This is a genomic window from Neobacillus sp. GCM10027624 (assembly GCF_042675345.1).
GTDB classification, from domain to species: Bacteria; Bacillota; Bacilli; order Bacillales; family Cytobacillaceae; genus Neobacillus; species Neobacillus cucumis_D.
Window position 1 is genome coordinate 322180 of record NZ_JBHTHD010000002.1, and the last position, 16716, is coordinate 338895.

The 16716-nt window shown below is 37.1% G+C and carries 16 protein-coding genes and 1 pseudogene; 3 read left to right on the forward strand and 14 right to left on the reverse strand.

The features are described 5' to 3' along the window. Nucleotides 1–738 (forward strand): SH3 domain-containing protein, encoded by a 738-nt coding sequence (locus ACFQZ9_RS01615; protein ID WP_498942015.1) that lies wholly within the window; start codon nucleotides 1–3, stop codon nucleotides 736–738. Between the two features lie 111 nt (nucleotides 739–849). Here the strand turns inward: ACFQZ9_RS01615 and ltaS are convergent, their stop codons facing one another. Beyond that, a complete protein-coding gene (ltaS, locus tag ACFQZ9_RS01620) occupies nucleotides 850–2817 on the reverse strand; it encodes a lipoteichoic acid synthase (RefSeq protein ID WP_498942016.1) in 1968 nt (655 codons plus the stop codon). 433 nt (nucleotides 2818–3250) lie between these two features. Between ltaS and ACFQZ9_RS01625 the strand changes: the two genes are divergently transcribed. Then, entirely contained in the window at nucleotides 3251–4120 is an 870-nt protein-coding gene (locus tag ACFQZ9_RS01625) for a Rossmann-fold NAD(P)-binding domain-containing protein (protein ID WP_498942017.1), read from the forward strand. 96 nt (nucleotides 4121–4216) lie between these two features. On the opposite strand, the gene ACFQZ9_RS01630 is transcribed toward ACFQZ9_RS01625, so the two are convergent. From ACFQZ9_RS01630 to ACFQZ9_RS01675, 10 genes and pseudogenes are all read right to left on the reverse strand, one after another. Next, on the reverse strand, nucleotides 4217–5674 hold the full coding sequence (locus tag ACFQZ9_RS01630; RefSeq protein WP_498942018.1) for an alpha-amylase: 1458 nt from the start codon (nucleotides 5672–5674) through the stop codon (nucleotides 4217–4219). Between the two features lie 109 nt (nucleotides 5675–5783). Next, a complete protein-coding gene (locus ACFQZ9_RS01635) occupies nucleotides 5784–6002 on the reverse strand; it encodes a hypothetical protein (protein ID WP_498942019.1) in 219 nt (72 codons plus the stop codon). A 214-nt stretch (nucleotides 6003–6216) separates the two neighbouring features. Then, a complete protein-coding gene (locus ACFQZ9_RS01640) occupies nucleotides 6217–7053 on the reverse strand; it encodes an STAS domain-containing protein (RefSeq protein ID WP_498942020.1) in 837 nt (278 codons plus the stop codon). 138 nt (nucleotides 7054–7191) lie between these two features. After that, entirely contained in the window at nucleotides 7192–8013 is an 822-nt protein-coding gene (locus ACFQZ9_RS01645; RefSeq protein WP_498942021.1) for an STAS domain-containing protein, read from the reverse strand. A 115-nt stretch (nucleotides 8014–8128) separates the two neighbouring features. Continuing rightward, nucleotides 8129–8728 (reverse strand): PP2C family serine/threonine-protein phosphatase, encoded by a 600-nt coding sequence (locus ACFQZ9_RS01650; protein WP_498942022.1) that lies wholly within the window; start codon nucleotides 8726–8728, stop codon nucleotides 8129–8131. Nucleotides 8729–8781: 53 nt separating this feature from the next. Continuing rightward, nucleotides 8782–9789, reverse strand: coding sequence for a PP2C family protein-serine/threonine phosphatase (locus ACFQZ9_RS01655; protein ID WP_498942023.1), 1008 nt, complete (start codon nucleotides 9787–9789; stop codon nucleotides 8782–8784). A gap of 10 nt (nucleotides 9790–9799) precedes the next feature. Beyond that, nucleotides 9800–10201, reverse strand: coding sequence for an anti-sigma regulatory factor (locus ACFQZ9_RS01660; protein ID WP_198312221.1), 402 nt, complete (start codon nucleotides 10199–10201; stop codon nucleotides 9800–9802). A 3-nt stretch (nucleotides 10202–10204) separates the two neighbouring features. Beyond that, a complete protein-coding gene (locus ACFQZ9_RS01665) occupies nucleotides 10205–10567 on the reverse strand; it encodes an STAS domain-containing protein (RefSeq protein WP_026572864.1) in 363 nt (120 codons plus the stop codon). A 2-nt stretch (nucleotides 10568–10569) separates the two neighbouring features. Next, nucleotides 10570–11373, reverse strand: coding sequence for an RsbT co-antagonist protein RsbRA (gene rsbRA, locus ACFQZ9_RS01670; RefSeq protein ID WP_498942024.1), 804 nt, complete (start codon nucleotides 11371–11373; stop codon nucleotides 10570–10572). A gap of 433 nt (nucleotides 11374–11806) precedes the next feature. Continuing rightward, nucleotides 11807–11977, reverse strand: a pseudogene (locus tag ACFQZ9_RS01675) (FAD-dependent monooxygenase); the annotation flags it as partial. 657 nt (nucleotides 11978–12634) lie between these two features. Between ACFQZ9_RS01675 and ACFQZ9_RS01680 the strand changes: the two are divergent. After that, a complete protein-coding gene (locus ACFQZ9_RS01680) occupies nucleotides 12635–12880 on the forward strand; it encodes a hypothetical protein (protein ID WP_498942025.1) in 246 nt (81 codons plus the stop codon). Nucleotides 12881–12958: 78 nt separating this feature from the next. Here ACFQZ9_RS01680 and ACFQZ9_RS01685 read toward each other — a convergent pair whose 3' ends face one another. The 3 genes from ACFQZ9_RS01685 to ACFQZ9_RS01695 all read right to left on the reverse strand — a co-directional run bounded on the left by ACFQZ9_RS01685 (nucleotide 12959) and on the right by ACFQZ9_RS01695 (nucleotide 16607). After that, nucleotides 12959–13819 carry a transporter substrate-binding domain-containing protein gene (locus ACFQZ9_RS01685; protein WP_498942026.1) on the reverse strand — a complete coding sequence of 287 codons (861 nt, stop codon included), beginning with the start codon at nucleotides 13817–13819 and terminating at the stop codon, nucleotides 12959–12961. Between the two features lie 997 nt (nucleotides 13820–14816). Then, the gene (locus ACFQZ9_RS01690; RefSeq protein WP_498942027.1) at nucleotides 14817–15926 is read right to left on the reverse strand and encodes a lactonase family protein; all 1110 of its coding nucleotides are present in this window, start codon (nucleotides 15924–15926) and stop codon (nucleotides 14817–14819) included. Between the two features lie 171 nt (nucleotides 15927–16097). Beyond that, nucleotides 16098–16607 carry a hypothetical protein gene (locus ACFQZ9_RS01695; RefSeq protein WP_498942028.1) on the reverse strand — a complete coding sequence of 170 codons (510 nt, stop codon included), beginning with the start codon at nucleotides 16605–16607 and terminating at the stop codon, nucleotides 16098–16100. Between the last annotated feature and the right edge of the window lie 109 nt (nucleotides 16608–16716).

Sequence of the window (16716 nt, forward strand, 5' to 3'; positions counted from 1 at the left end):
GTGGAATCCATTATAAATCAGCTGTTTTGGTTGTGGTCACCGGTTTCTCTCCTTCCGGAATGGCTCCGTATTTTTTTAGTTCTCTTTGTGCTCCTGCTGCTGGCAAGAACGATTTTGTTATACATTGTTCCTCCCTTCGTCAACTTGTTGTGCCGGTTGTTGAAAAAATTGCTTTATCTCCTTTCCTATCCGATCATGGTATTCATTTGCACGATGCAAAAAAGCAGGAGAGAAGCAGGAAAAGCGGGCATACCTGTTTGGATGGATATCATTGAAGGAATGTTTGCCTTGTTCGATCGATTTTTCAACAAAATGATTCAGCTTTTCAGGAAACGGAAAAGGAATAAGGCAAGGATTAAAAGATGGTCCTTCTATTTTGCCACAGCTTTAGCGATTTTGCTTACTGCAGCAACCATGAACAATCCAAATGAATGGTATACACAAAAATGGAAGAAAGCTGAGGCCTGGTTAAACCAAGAACAGGTTCACAAACAAGTATCCAGTGCTGCTTCTCATGATACAAAAGAATTCATTTTAAATAGGGAATATAAAGATGGTGGAAATATCCGGGTGGCTCCCACACTAACTGCGGATCGTCTATATACGATTGAAAATGGGGAAATCATACACTTTTTGAATGAAGAACAAGTAGATTCCAAAGGAATTAAGTGGCTAAAAGTTCAAACCGCAAACGGGGTCAAAGGCTGGATTTCAGCCAGCATTGTCCGGGAAAAATAAAAAACCACAGGGACGGTTCCATAGGCACTTTGCCATAGGAACTGTCCCTGTGGGTTTTCGGTTGATATTACGGTTTGGGGATAGAAACCGGAACCCTCTCTCTCGTGACTGCTATTGAGCCCCAGTTGTTTGAACCTTAGGCTGTTTCGTATTACCATTAGGACCTAAATATTGATAATCATTAGGATCAATCGGTTTAAATCCCTTTGGTGTATAGAACCGTAATAAATCTTTATTGACCACTGCATCGGACATTTGAAGCTCTGTTGAGATTTTATCATTAATGGATTTATAGGCATTTTGATTAGGTAATAATTCACCCGTGTTAGGGTTGTAGAATTTCCCGCTTACTTCAGTTACTTGCGGCGAAACATAATCTCCATTTCTAAACAATGCCCAGTTGCGATGGCCTTTAGATAATAAATCGGAACCGAACTCAATGTAATCTTTTGTATCAACACCTAATAAATGTAGAAGGGTTGGACGAACATCTACTTCACCGCCAAATTGGTGCTGAACCCCACCTTTTACACCTGGAACGTGTATATATAATGGTACTTCCTGCAACTTGGCATTAATGGTTGGCGTAATTTTTGGAACGCCAAGAACTTTTGCCATTGCCTTATTGTGGTTTTCGGAAAGACCATAGTGGTCTCCATAAAGGACAATGACCGTTTTATCATATAGCCCATCTGCTTTTAAAGCATCGAAAAACTGTTTAAGGGCTTCATCCATATAATGTGCTGATTGGAAATAATGATTTACAACTGAGTCACCAAAGTCTCCGGCTGGAAAATTAGTATCTTGTTTGTCCATTTCAAATGGGAAATGGTTGGATAACGTAATAAATTTGGTATAAAAAGGTTGTTTTAAACCCTCAAGCATGGACATGGACTCTTGGAAATATGGCTTATCTTTCATCCCGTAGTTCTTTATATTTTCAGGAGACATATTATAATATTCTGCGTCGAAAAATTGATCATAGCCTAATGCTCTATACATAACATTCCGGTTCCAGAAAGTTTTGTAGTTTCCATGAAATACAGCAGATGTATAGCCTTTTTGACCTAAAATGGCAGGAGTCGCTTGATAGGTATTTTGTGCTTTATTGATAAAAACGGCACCTTGATTTAAAGGATATAGTGAATTTTCCATTAAGAATTCAGCATCTGATGTTTTACCTTGTCCAGTTTGATGATAGAAATTATCAAAATAGAAGGTGTTGCCATCATGAGCCAATGAATTTAAAAATGGCGTCACTTCTTGTCCATTTGGCATTTTATAATCTATCATAAAATTTTGGAATGATTCTAATGAAACGTAAATAACGTTCATCCCTTTTGCTTTACCAAAGTAAGCTGGATTTGGTGCCGTATAATGGGCTTTTCGATAATTTTCTACAGTTGTGATATCACTGCTGCTAGCGAGTGCCCTTTGACTAGAAGTTTTGATATTTTGAATGACATCCAAAATGGTAAAATTATATGCCCCTAAATATTTAACAAGGTAGTTTCTGTCGAAGGAACGTGTTAATAATTGCGGACGGTCCTTTTCTGCTAATCCTAGGTTAAAAAGGAAAACAGTGACAGCAAATAAAAATACTATTTTATAGGATTTACGATTTTTCACAACAGCTTTTTTAAATATCGTTAGAGCAAGAACAATTAGAATAAGAGTATCTGTGAAATAAAAAATATCAAATGGTGACATTAAGGAATTGGCGCTATCGCCCAACTGTCCAGCATTCGTTTTCGCTTGCATAATGACAGGGACTGTTATAAAGTCATTGAAAAATCGATAATAAACAATATTGGCATATAATAGAAATGACAATACAAAATTGATGATAATCATAATCTTTTTGGTATGCTTTTTAGAAAGTAAACCTAATCCAATAAAGAATAATCCAGAACTAATGGGATTAATAGCTAACAAAAACTTTTGTAGATTATTATCTATGCCTAATTTAAATTCTATTTGATAGGCTGCATAGGTCTTGATCCAAAATAACACAACTGCTAGAGTAAAAAAGGTAATATGACTCTTATCGAATCTTTTAAGTAGTCCGACCTTTTCCATTTTAAAACTCCTCTCAAATCTATAAATACTGTTTCTCCCTTACTCGCACCCTATTACAAAAAAAATTACCCAGCTGGGAGCCGGATAAAGAAAAATATATTAAATAAGGGGTCAACATGAAAAAGAACTTTTCATGTTTTTATTTTAACCCCATAATATGAACAAGGTATGAACAAAATATGAAAATTACGTTGAACTTTTCACCCAAAAATGATACCTACCCCGTTATTTTGATAAATCTACCAATCATTAAAAATACACGAAATCAATGAATTACCACAAAAACTCTTCAATCACCAATTATTTAAATTGGTTAGAATAGATAAAATGGCTACACATCGGCCCAGCTGGTGCAATCTTGGAGATGTTTATGCCTAGAAAATTCGGGTAGCTATAGACTATGAATGATTACAACTTAAAGGAGGAAATGTAAATGATTGACCAAAATCTCCAACAAAATGGACAACCTGCCCAGCATCAAGATCAACAGCCGGGAGTAAAATCTCAAATGGAACCTAAACCCCTTGATCAGGACTCCTCATACAAAGGTAGTTATAAACTTAAAGGGAAAACAGCGCTTATTACCGGCGGGGATAGTGGAATCGGTAAGGCTGTTGCGATTGCTTATGCAAAAGAGGGTGCTAACGTCGCGATTGTTTATTTGGATGAACATAGGGACGCAGAGGAAACGCGGGCCCAAATAGAAGAGGAAGGTGTGCGTTGCCTTCTCATTCAGGGTGATATTGGAAATGAGACTTTCTGTCAAGAAGCCATCTCCCAGACAGTAAATGAGCTTGGCAGTTTAGATATTCTCGTTAACAATGCCGCAGAACAGCATCCGCAGCAAAGAATTGAAGATATCAATTCAGAGCAGTTGGAAAGAACTTTCCGCACCAATATTTTTTCGATGTTTTATCTTACCAAATCTGCACTGGAACATTTAAAAAAAGGGAGCGCTATTATTAATACCGCTTCGGTTACAGCCTATGAGGGCAACGAACAGTTAATCGATTATTCATCTACGAAAGGGGCCATCGTCTCCTTTACTCGGTCATTGGCCAAATCTCTTGTTAAAAAAGGAATACGAGTAAATGGTGTAGCCCCCGGGCCGATATGGACCCCTTTAATCCCATCGACCTTTCCCGAAGAAAAAGTTGAAAACTTTGGAAAAAACACTCCAATGGGCCGTCCGGGCCAACCGGAAGAACTCGCTCCAAGTTACGTTTTACTTGCTTCAAACGATGCTTCCTATATAACGGGACAAATCATTCATATTAATGGAGGGCAATTTATAACCAGTTAAGAATTGCAATTACACTTTAAAAAACACCTTCGGATACTCTGAAGGTGTTTTTTTGTAGGGATTAATAATTACCAGAATACAAAAACTCTCATCCTATCATTCATGCTGCTGTGCCCATACGGATACACTTCCTCCATCCACCTGGAAAGATGCAAATCCATCCTCTTCAATCGTTATGGTTTCATCTCTTGTTCTCGTAATGTCTACCCAAATTTCTCCTGCACGTTCCTTACCTACAAACATTCTTTTTTCTCCCCCATCACTGTTGGAGATTACGACTGCACAGCCAGACCGCTCGAATTCCTTCACCCCTCTTCGAACCCATCCAATTAGATTTGCGTTATCAAAATAATCATCTTGTTCTCCATATGCCTTATGGTACCGGGCATAAACAAGAGGATCAATTGCTACTTTTTTTCCTTCAATCGGATTTTCCCCGCCAATGCCAAAATAATCGCCATAAAAGACACAGGGAAAGCCATCCTTTCGGAGTAAGATAAGAGCATAAGCGCTTTGTTTAAACCAGTCATCTACCCAAGATTCAAGAGATTGATTTGGTTGTGTATCATGATTATCGACAAATGTTACTGCATGAGTCGGGTTGGTGCTCACGAGCGTTTCATTGAAAATGGTCGTTAAATCAAAATCAGCCCCGGCTATTGACGCTTCATGTAATTTATAATGGAGTGGGACGTCAAATAAATGGATCGTATAATCGACATCCTCTAAAACTTGTTGACAATCTGAGAGATTACGGTTCCAATACTCAGCAACCATATAAAAGTTTTTACCAAGATCCACACGTACCTCTTCAACAAAACTTTTAATAAAATCATAATTAATATGTTTAATCGCGTCTAATCTATAACCGTTGCAATGTAAGGTATTGGCCAGCCATTTCCCCCAGTGGATCATTTCTTCTCGTACATCTGGATGATTATAGTCAATATCCGCAAACATTAAATAATCATAATTGCCATATTCATCATCTACCTTGTCATTCCACGTTTTGTTCTCTCCAACTATTCGGTAAATGCCTGATTTATCCTGTTTAGCGTCATAGTCTATCCCAATAAAATGCTCGAAATTCCATTTAAAAGAGGAATACTTGTCCCTTCGTCCAGGGAAAGTGAATTTTGTCCATCCCTCAATCTCAAATGGCTCGGAAATTTCTTTCATTCGATCTTGTGGATTAACTTCAACGACTTGAAATACTTCGGTATCATCTGCTCCTGCTTTATGATTCATAACGATGTCTGCAATGACTTTAATTCCTAAATTATGACAGGCAGCAACAGCATCTGCTAATTCTTGTTTTGTTCCATATTTTGTACGAATTGCTCCTTTTTGATTAAATTCACCAATATCATATAAGTCATATACAGCATAACCAACATCATCTGCTGAATTCCCTTTTGTAACGGGTGGAATCCACAGCGAATCAATTCCTATTTCTTTTAATTGTGGTGCAGCTTCTTTTAAATAATTCCAATGAGTACCCTCCGATTTTATATGCCATTCAAAGAATTGCATCATCGTATGATTTCTTTCCATTCTCGGTTACCTCCTTCAACTCCCCTTATTTTCTATGTATCTATTTTTCTCATGGACTAAAACAGCGAGAGACTTGTCATGTCTCTCGCTCATTTATTTAACGAGTTCATTAACTCTGCTCGCTGCTTGATGTACCATTTTGTTTATCGACTTCTCGCGAACCATTCTGTTCTAGCGAATCCTTAACATCCTCTTCAGTGCGCTCTTGCGCGGAATCAACATCGTTTTTGCCTGTCTCAATTTCTCTATCCTTGAGGTAATAAGGAGCCAGTCCTACTCTATGACCAGCTTCTTCCATATTCTTTTGATCATATTTATTTTTATCCATGTTCCTCTCCTCCTCTTTTTTAAAAAAATGCCGCTGTTCCATTCTAGCTTTCTACTGAATTTGTAGCTGCTTATTTCTTTGGTACCCTTGGTATTTTAAATACCCCTTTCCAAGAGACCTAAACACTTTTACCTATTTATAAATAAAAAACTGACTTAAACGAGCCGTCATTCAACGACCTTTAAAGTCAGTTCTTTTAAAAAAATGTATTTGATTACACTAAACTTTTAATCGCTCGTTTAAGTGTAGAAACAATTGGGATTTTATTAAAATCAATTCCAAGTTGAACAGCAGTCTTTGCGATTTCAGGTCTAATTCCTGAAAGGGTACAGTCAACGTTTATTAACTTTAGCGCTTTAATCAATTGATAAATTTGTAAGGCAACCATGGTATCAACTTTCACTACTCCTGATAGATCAATCAAAAGGTGATTAATGTTCAGTTTCGTACATTGATTTAAGGTATTTTCTAGGAGAAACGTTGCCCTTTCACGATCAATATCACCGATCAACGGAAGTAAAGCAACGTCGTCATTTAAACAAATGACTGGAGAACTAAGTTCATTTATTAATTCTTGTTGGGATTTGAGTTTTAACTCTGCATAATGATAGCTTTCTTGTGTAAACCATGCGATGATCAGATTGAAATTCTTCACAATGGTTCGATTCCAGGTATTTATATTTTCATAAGAATATTTATTTTTGTGTAACTTAATAAATTCTTGCACTAAGTCTAAATATTGCTCTTGGACTCTAAAAAATTCCTTTAAAATAAATGGGATAGGCGTCCTTAAATGTTGTTCATCCCTTGCAACAGTCATGACCCATTCTTCAAACTCTTTGTAGAATTGTTCATTAGAGATTTCTTCATTAAATGCATTGCAAAATTGCAAATGAAACTCATAATTTTGCTGCTTGAGCGTGTTAATTACCTTAGGATCTTGGGAAGCATATACTCCGGATGCGTTGCTTTTATCCAAGGAATCATACCATTGTTCTGTTAACTGCCATGTTTTCCTTAATAGAAAATGATATAACTCATTATTTTTCATACGATCCCACCTCCCTCTGATTGTGATCGATATTAAAGCCATAATACTATTTTAAAAAATAAAAAGTACCCGTCGTACCAACCAGAACGAAGGGTTACTTTTTAGCTTTACGATAGATTCATTCAAAAAAAGTGAAGGCTAAGCAAGATGTTCATTTAGTGTTTGCTGTAATGTTGCTTTTGTTTGTGTTAAACCTTTAAGGTCAATTCCTAAATTAACCATTTGCCTTACTAGTTCAGGGCGTAATCCCGTTATGACTGATTTAGCCCCCATCAAGTTAATGCCAATCAATACTTTTTGAAAATGGGAAATCGTCATTTCGTCCATATCCGATATTCCAGAAAGGTCAATAATCAATGTAAGAATCTTTAACCTTGCAATCTCCTTTAGTATTTTTTCTTCAATAATATCCATTCGATAAGAATCAAACTGACCAATCAACGGCAGTACAGCTACAGTTGGACTGACTGGTATGATTGGAGCCGATAAATGTTCAACTAACTTCCTTTGAGAAAGTATCAATTCATCCTTATACTGGGAATAGCTAATGAAAAAGGTATTTAAAAATTCATCAATCCCATCATTTACACTCTTTTCCAATTCAAAAAAAACGCCAGCATTATTAAAATTCTTATTTTCTTGATCATAAAGTTCGATGAAATACCATAAGGTACGTCTTATTGCATGTACCCATTCTAATTTGAACTCTAAAGTTAATGAATGTTTCGCCCAAGCGACGCCTTCTTGTTTAGCAAAAGAAATGAGGTCATCGATTGAATTTTCGACAACGTAAAGAACGAGTCTTTGAGCATTTTTCAAAAGATCAATGTTTCCGGCTTTTAAAATCCCCTCAATATTAGAGGCAACATTTACAGCCTCCGATAAAAGCTTTTCCTGAAATTTCATGTTATTTGCGATAATATATTCTGAGATATCTCTTGCGTCATAAAAGGTATTCAAAGTTTGTCCTCCTTATGTAAAAGTGTAATTTTGAAGCTCCCCAAAACGATTTCATTCACGATCAATATGATCTTTCTTCAAAAAAACGCACTCATGCATATGGGGATCCGTTTTACTAAAATAGTTGACCAATCACATAGGTCAAGTCATCTTTCCTGGTTTGTGTATAGATCTCTAAATGATTCGAAATTTCTTCAACCGTCCTAGAGTTACTTATTAATGATTTAATACCTGGAATGAGAAGGCCATCCGTATAAATGATAAATTTCGAACCTTCTTCATAAGAAAAAGTTTCACAGTGATACTTTTGCGGCTTTCCCGATAAAAACCCCATAACGGGAATCGGGTAAATGAATCGGCCTGAAGGGCTATGAAGAATAAATTCAATATTTCCCACCGAGCCATAAGTGAATCTCTTTTCTAGAAAATTTATCTTCAAAATGGATACGGTTGCACCTCTTAGATCTTTAAGAACTTGATTGCAATTGTCGATTAATCTTTCTACCTCTTCTTCATGGTGTTGTTCCACCACTTCACAAATCGCCTTTGATGAGGCATTAGCATGCTGGCCGCTCCCTAAACCGTCAGCTACCGCGCAAATAAAATATTCATCCATTGCTTTCATAAAGAAACTATCTCCATTAACATCGTTGCCCTTTTTTTGAATTTGATAGGCAATGGCCTGCATATACTGATTGGATTCACGCTCTAGCATTTTTTCACCCGAGCATCTTTTCTACTTTTAAATTCATTCATATTTCTCCTTACCTATTGCTTTCTTCGTAAAATAATTAAGGTAAAATCATCCCTTAACTCAAAATTCTGCAATCTCTCAATATCATGATAGATGTTTTCCACCATTTCTTGGGAGGATAAATGCATATAGGTTTTAATTAAATCTGTGATCGCTGAGCGTTCGATAAATCCCTCGTCTGTCTTTGATTCCGTCACACCATCCGAGAGTAAAACGAGCATGTCACCGGGTTCTACTCTTTTTTCATATTGCTTATATGTAACATCCTGATCTACACCTAACACGATACCCTCTGTTGTAAGATCTTCAAAGGTATCTGTTAAAGAATGATAATAGAACCCTTGCTCATGCCCAGCGCCAGCATAGGTAAATAAATGCTGAACGGAATCATAGATTCCATAAAACATCGTAATAAACATACTTGAGCCGATATTTCCTTCTACGACTTTATTTAAATATTCTAGAACATCTTTTGGAATTTTTGTGGACTTTGGTAAACTGTCCATTGCATATTTGATCATGGACATACAAAGAGCGGCGGGTATTCCTTTGCCAATAATATCAGCAATAGCAATACTAATCTTTTCTCCCTCTTGAACAAATTGGTGAAAATCCCCATTCATTTTCTTTGCCGGAATGCTAATCGCACCTATATCTAATTCATCATGATCGGGGACTGGCGTTTCTAAAAGGTTTTCTTGAATGCTTGCAGCCGTCTCAATTTCTGAAATGATTTCAAACTGTCGATTTCTTAAGCTTTGATGTTCTTGATAGGCTAAGCCATAGTCCATCATAAACTCCATAAGAAAATCAAATGAGGATAGAATTTCCTTTTGAATATCAGGAAATAAATCCTTTAACACTTTACGATGGATATTGATGATTTCCTCAGGGGATACCTTATGTTCAATTGATTTCCTGCTAAACATTTGGCCTTGGTACAATGCCACTTCACTCGATTCTTCTATGTATCTTCGAAGCATTTCCCGATAACTTGCTTCTAAAATCGCTTTAAAATCCATTCTCTCACTCCTAACGCAGCCACTTCTCCACCTGGATTGTCGTACCTTTTCCGGGTGACGAGATGAGATCAAAGTTGTCCATTAAACGTTTCACTCCCGGTAATCCTGCCCCTAAGCCTCCTGATGTGGAATATCCATCCTCCATCACTTTTCGAATATCCCGAATACCTGGCCCCTGATCCATGGCAGTCACTTTTAAACCGATTCTTCCAAATTCATGGAGACATTCAATATGGATTTCCCCTTCTCCCGCATATAAATAGATGTTTCGTGCTAACTCAGAAATCGCTGTTGTGATCCTTGCCTGATCAACCGTTCCAAATCCAAGCTCTTTGGCAATATTTCTTCCTAGTTGCCTAGCTTCAACGATATCCCATTCTGATATTATTTTTACATAGGATTCGTTCTCCATGCTCTACTCCTCCAACTCCCGCTGTAATCTTTCTAACCCCTTTTCTAAATCCAATGCTGTACGGACATCTTGAAGGTGTATTCCGAGTTCAACTAAGGTAATCGCTACAGCCGGTTGAATACCGGTTAAAACGACTCTTGCCCCCATCAGTTTAGACATGTTAATGACATCACCGAGCACTTTCGCAATAAAGGAATCGATCATATCGACAGATGTTAAATCGATTACGACGCCATCTGCGCCGGTTTCGTGTATTTTTTGAAGCAAATTTTCTTGGAACTGTAATGCCGTTTGATCATCTAGCTCCCACTGAATGGAAACAAGCAGGCAATTATATAATTTTAGTATGGGTATATTGACAGCCATTCTTAATCCTCCATTGATACGATTTTTCGATTGGTCATTTTTAATGCCGCTAGAATCCCCTTTTGCAAGCTGCTTTTTGTCATAACCTGATCTAAGTTAATTCCTAGTGTAACAATCGTTTGGGCAATCTCTGCTCTTATCCCGACGATAATACATTGTGCACCTACTAATCTTACAGCTTCGGAAGCTTGTATAATATGATGGGCCACCATCGTATCGACAACAGGGACTCCTGTTATATCAATTAACACCACTTGTGAACCAAACTTAACAACACCCTCCAGCAAATTCTCCATAATCTTTTTCGCTCGCTCGGTATCAATCGTTCCGACAAGAGGCATGACGGAAATATTATCAAAAACGGGAATGAGCGGTGCGGATAACTCTTGCAAGGCAATTTTCTGCTGAGAGACCGTTTTTTGCCATGAGGATGCGTATTGGTTAAACAATCGGTTGTTAATCGGACTAATCCGCTGATCATAACCCCAAACAAACTCAACTTGTTTCTTTTCTGAATCATTCCCCGTGATATGAAAGAAAATAATCTTTCCAAATTCAGAGACACTATCTATAATAGAACTTAATGTCCAGCCTAATTCTACTAATTTCTGAGCAAACACAGCTATTTTCCCATCTTGATCGTTCATGGAATGGGATAGCAGTATATTAATATAGTCATTACAAAAACTCGCATAATTTTGGTCGGTTTTTTCCTCATCCAGGCTGACCAGTTTGTCTTTCCATTCTTTCACCAGTTGTTCCCGATTTGTTCGTATGTATTCAAAAATATAATCTGGCTGCTCCATTATAATCCCTCCTAAACCTATACACTTAGTATATCATATATTCAATAGTCCCAAAAAACAGATAAATCCTGCCGGTTCTAACGGAAAATGAGCTTGCACCAATTTGTGCAAGCTCTGTTTGTTTTCTGTCTAAAAATGTTAATAATTGAGGTATTTTCAGTTTTTTTCAAAAAGACCATCGATAATACCTCCCTCAATTATTGCGACCTTGTTTATGATTTACCACCTTTTCATGCGTTTAAAACCTTTTTTAACATTTTTTTATTAAATAATCTCTATTAGATTACCTGTTCTACTATTTTATCATCCAAAAAAACAAGTAATTGGTATCCAGACATGGCGCTATATCATCATGCCCCAGGCTCTAAAACCATTGGGGCAGTTCTTCTGGATTAAAAGAGCCAGAATCGTCCCATTGATTTTTCCTTGCATTTCAATAATCTTTCAGTTCTATTCCGTTGGCAGCTTTCGCAATCATTTTTGAAACCATCTTAAACTGTACGGCCATAAGAGTGGGTACTCGCAATAGTAAATTTCTTAGAAAGATTTTGAAGTTTGATTTTTCGATCATGCTCCCTACGGCTATTCGTCCTATTTTTTGATTTATGACAGTCACATCAAAACCGTAGCGGTGAAGCCAGTAAGCAAGTGCCGGTCCGGCAATACTGGCACCAGTAATAAGAACGTGCATCGTTTTTTTCATAATAATGATTCACTCCAATCTACTGCTTTTAAACCTTTCGGAGACAACTTTCAGGTAAGACTCACATTGGACCTTCGCTACATAACATAGTCACTCTAAGTTGGCGAATAAAATAACATAACTCTAAATTAACTTCGATTTCCCTTTGAGTAATCCCTTAACTAATTGCATAAATGGCCCAATACAAAAAAGTGCAATTCTTACTATAGAAATGCACCCTTAATTAAACTAAAACCTCAATCATGAGTTCACTTAATTCTGCTTAAATGTCCTCAAATACAAAAACTGTTAGCTGTATACAACCTATTAAACTTTTAAACTTATAAGCAAAACAGGATAATCATCAAATAATCACAGTATGTTTTTAGTGCGATTTTGTGCTCTAAAAGTTATATAAATTTCGGTTTACCATCATAATCTTTGGATAGGCATGAATAAACTCATGCACAGCGTTTAGGAATTACTGACAAAAGATTTAACATTGCGGATATTTTGCACCTACAACGAAAATAAAGTAGTAGAATTTAACTGACAATTTAATTTTAGAGGGGAAAATCAATGAGTCCAATAGTAGGATTAATTCAAACACTGATTATAATGGCTCTAGTCTTCATTTTGGCTTACAAATATGTTGATATTCAAACAAAGAACACCCATTTTGAATGTCCGCATTGTCGATCTTCCTTTAAATTATCAAAATCAAGTTTCGCCTTGGCTTTTAAAAAAAATCTATACGAACGAATGGTAACTTGTCCTGCTTGTGGCTATAAAGGTTGGATGCGATTAATAAAAGATGAAAAATAGAAAATCAAAGTGCAATGGGGACGGTTCTTGAGGCTACTATTGAACAAAAAAAGCAACAAGAACTGTCCCATATATCCTCTATTCCATCCACTTTTTGTAGAGGTCGTCAAATTTTCCCTGGAGCTTCATTTCATCCATCCACATTTCCAAGTAGCTTGCATAAATGAAATCACCTCGCGGGATCATATAACCTTTTTCACTTTTTGTGAAAGGCTTGTCAGTTAGAGCCGCATACAGTCGTGAATCAGCTTTAGCATACAGCATGGCTTCTACTGTGTCTGTGATCATCACATCATACTTTCCTTCTGCAACAAGATGAGGGATATCGAGATTGTTTTCTACAACCGTTATGTTAGCCTTGTTTAAATACTTTCGGACAAATGATTCGTTAGTTCCACCTGGATTTACACCGATGCGTACAGAAGGCTTGTTGATATCTTCAATGGTAAGATATTTATCTTTATCTTCATTGCGAATCAAAGGCACCTTGCCGAATGATAGATAACCTTGGGATACATAAGCGCTTTTTTGTCTGGCTGTGTTTCGTGTCACACCACCCACAGCGATATCAAATTTGTCTTCTTGGAGGTCTTCCATCATCGTTGGCCATGTGGTAGCCACAAATTTCACCTCCACACCGAGGTCTTTTCCAAGCTCTTTAGCAGCATCCACGTCAAAACCTTCATACTCCTTAGTTTCTGGGTTTAAATAGGAAAAGGGTTTGTAATCCCCGGTCATTCCTACCCGTATGTATCCACGTTTGATTATTTCATCAAGCTGGGAAGCCTCAGCATTTTTTAAATGCCCTGGTGCGTTTTCTGATGCGGGTTCAGCTGATACCTTTAGCGAGGAGATCAGGTCGTGACCAAAATAGCCTGTACCAAGTAAGGATAAGCTGATCACTCCCGCCATTAGAGTTTTTTTCCAATTCTTAAACATGTGTTTTCCCTCCATATTTCGCAATATTTTTTGATATATCTTCCAATTATTAAAAATACGACAAAATCAGAGAATTCCCTTCACAAAACTACATAAAGATTCCAATGCTTAGGTTGTTCCTTTGTAACAGGTAAATAAAAAGGACTACACATATGACTAAAATGTGTAGTCGTTATTTTAATTCTTGTTAAACTAACTCACCTGTATTTTCAGTAAAATTTATCACAAACTTTTCCTGACTACTCATGTCTGGAACAGTACTTATATTAAGTGGCGACAGGAATGCATCTTTGTAAACAAAGATGTATTCTATCCTTTTGTATCAATAATTTTCACCTAAACATCTAATATCCCCTCAGAACCTGAAAAATCAAGAGTTCGGACATTTTTTCAAATTAGGTTAACCTATTCATACACATATATTTTCTTAAGATGAAGTAACAACTTTGTATCATTGGGCATATTTTCGCACCTTCTAAATCTAACAGCTTTACATAATTAGGACTATTGGGATGAAAAATGTAAAGGCTAGTAAAAAGTCAAATATTGTAGGATTTAGAATATGTAATGATTTACGAAGCCATAATGAATATCCACACATAATAATTGAAATAAAAAGGTCAACCCTATAATAAAAAGGATAGTTGGATAATACTTCTTCCAATTTCTCCAGTCACCCAAACTTCCATGCTCCAATCAAATAAAATATAGGAAGTATTGATCTTAGATATGATCGTGTGTAACAAGGTAGGATTGTCTCCAAAATAAATTCAATTCAAATGTTCATTATCCATTATATTGCTTACTTATAACACCAGATTAGATTCATTAACAATGGGATTACCTTCACAATTCCATTGTTGGCTTTCTAATGTTGAGGAAGAATGTAATCGATGTCATCTTATTTCTGCCTTCTTCCTTTATTTAATAACACCGACTCATAGAAAAAAAATCTCCTGATTTCCTCCTCCATGTAATATAAGTAGACCAAATATACTCAAAGAACAGCTAGACCTTGCGACCCAAAGTAAGGAAGGTTAGTCCAGGCAGCAACCTGTAATCTTACTAAACTACCATCATTTTGGATAGAAAATACTGATATTGTTCCCTGATTTCCGTTAAGGGTGTAAAAATGCTGTCCATCTTTACTCACTCTAACATCCATCGGAAGACCTGGTGCAGCACCTGGCGGGGTACTGGTGATATGCCTTACCACCGATAGGGCTCCATTGGAATCAATTCGGTAGGTGGAGATGGTGCCGCTTAAAGTGTTGGTAGTGTATGCAAATCGTTCATCCTTTGTTGTTACAACCCAACAGGCTGTTTTATAACCGTTTGGAACAGATCCGCTGATCACATGAAGGATACCATCATTGCTTAATGAATAAGACGACAGCGCATTTGACATGGCTTCCGTAACCAAGAGAATTCCAGAGGATAAAAAATATGCGCCTAATGGTCCTTGGCCATAAGAATTATTGACGATTGGTCCTGTAACTATACCATTTTGATTTACATGGAATATACTGAGATTGTTTGATGTAAGCTCTGTAACTAGGATTTTACTTCCATCTGGTGTGAATAGAACCTGCGCAGGTTGAGCATTAAAAGTACTGAGAGAATGGGTGGATCCTGAAATCGGAGTAAGGCGTCCGTTAGCTTCGATTAGAAAACCAGAAATATTGGAGGCAAAATTGGTAACGGCATTACCTACATTGGAAACATAGACAAAATTACCAAACACATCTACACTATTCGGCTGAGCACCTCCTGATGGCTTCACATCCGTCAAAACGGGCACCCCGTTGTCTGTTATGATGAAGCTGCTTATAGTATTACTGCCAGCGTTAACAGTAAGTAAAAAACGTCCATCACGTGATAAGGTCAGGGCGCCTTGTGAGGCAAGGGGATCGACTCCTTCGTTTGCTGTAACACCTGACACTTCTTTTGTACCGGTGCCTCTTCCTTGTGTTGGATAGGCTCCTACAAAGGTGAGCATTCCATTCATGTCCCTGTAAAAGGCAATGATTTGATTCATTACATCATTATTGGTCATCATGTAAACCATACTCGTTCGGACACGAAAATTATTGGAAATAACCTGCATCTTATGACTCTCCTCCCTTCATATTTTTATATGGCTCATTTGCCATTTAAATTCACAAAAACAAATTTCTTAGAAAAAAACCATGGGGACGGTTCTGGCGGCTTTTAAGCCGGAAGAACCGTCCCCATGGCATATACTTAAACCTAAAGATTGGATATATTGAAGATTCAATTACTCCCAATAAAATAACGATCGTTTCCGCATCATTTCACGATTTTGGGCTGTGGATATTGGTAAAAGGGTATTAGTGGTCATATCCAAAATAATTCCGTATCGGCGGATAAGATCTAATTGATCCACTTCACCTTTTAGGTACTTTTTATACACTGCATCCATATCCTCTTCTAACCATTTTTTTCGATTGTTCCGAATAAATTCACGGGCAGCGTTTGTCGCTTCAATATCAATTTCAAACTGATCTAAATCACGGTCGATTTCTTTAATGACGACCCCATAATCTTTTTCTGCTCTCTCTATCGAAACATATTCATCTATAACATCCTTTAAAACATCTTGAATATCTCTTTTTAGAGGATCACCTAAACCTCCGCCACCCGCTGAAGGTCTAGTGAACATATCACCATTTTTTAATTTCACATTGGAGAAGACAGTTCCTAAGCATTGTTTATCTTCCTTATCAGGGTTTAACCAGACACCATGAGGTATAGAAGGAAGAGCCATTTAAATCATAAAAAATCTCATCGTCTTTTATTGTCATTTTCACTTTAATAGTAATAATGCTCTGATACCTCTATTCAAAGTTCCTGCCTCTTTTTCTCGCATTAACTCA